The organism is Halobiforma nitratireducens JCM 10879 (assembly GCF_000337895.1).
Lineage (GTDB): Archaea > Halobacteriota > Halobacteria > Halobacteriales > Natrialbaceae > Natronobacterium > Natronobacterium nitratireducens.
On sequence record NZ_AOMA01000064.1, the window covers coordinates 1 to 990 of the forward strand.

General features: G+C 57.0%; 1 protein-coding gene. It reads right to left on the bottom strand.

Annotated features, from left to right (window positions below):
• Window positions 1–60: 60 nt before the first annotated feature.
• A partial coding sequence (locus tag C446_RS19870; RefSeq protein ID WP_006672172.1) for an eCIS core domain-containing protein occupies window positions 61–990 on the bottom strand: 930 nt, incomplete at its 5' end.

Consider the following 990-nt stretch of genomic DNA (forward strand, 5'->3'; position numbering starts at 1 on the left):
CATTGGGTCAGCACTGCCGATAGGTGGTCAGTTTCTGGTCTGCCCGTCCCGTCCGGCGAACTAATCTTGAACGTGCAACAGGGTATCTGTCATCAGGTTCAACAGATAGGTCGTCACCGTTCGTGCCGTCGGCGAATCGAATTTCTCCGCCAATTTCTGTTCAAGCGATTGAATTTCTTCTTTTTGTGCTTCGGTCAGCCGGATATTTCCATTGCCGAGGATCGACTCGAGTTCGTCTTCTAACTCGTTTGCCTTCTCCACCGCCTCCGGATACTCTTTTTGCAACTTCGCCTGCTCGTGGACGACGTCCATCGGCGACTCGTCGTCGTCAGCCACCTCATCGAAGTCAGCACTTTCGTCGTCCCTGGCACCGAGTTCCACCTGTGCTGCGTGTACTTTCTCACCCCATTCGGCACTGGCGAACTTGTCTTCGGCCTCTCTGATCAGTTGCATTTCCTCTTTTTTCTGTGCAGCTGCCTCGCGGGCTTTCTCGAGGGCCTTGATGTTCAGTTCGTCGTGGCCAGCTGCCCCGTCGTACTCCGTTCCGGGAATCTCTTCGGCAACTTCGCTTTTGATCCGTTCGATGTCCTCGGTGTCGAGGTCATCAGACTCTCGGCGTATCGCATTAATAACGCCCTCGTAAAATTCAGCAGTCCGATCATTTTCGAAGCGCTGAATGTGCACGTCCGTCCCCATCCGACTGACCGTCAACGGCTCCTCACCCGACAGCGCCTCTTTGGCCGTCTGGTCGGCCTCCCGCTCGAGTTGCGGGTCAGGATCGATCTCCAACTCGGCGTTGGGCTTGGGCATCATCGAGATGGGTGCGCCGCCGTGTTGCTGTTTGACGTGGGCGAGTTCGTGGGCGAGCAAGAACTGTCCCTCTGGAGAAGATGGGTCGTACTCGCCAGCGTTGAACACGATCGCGTTGCCACAGGTGAATGCTTTGGCGTCGATCGCGTCGGCCGCTTCGGCGGCTTTCGGGCCCGTGTG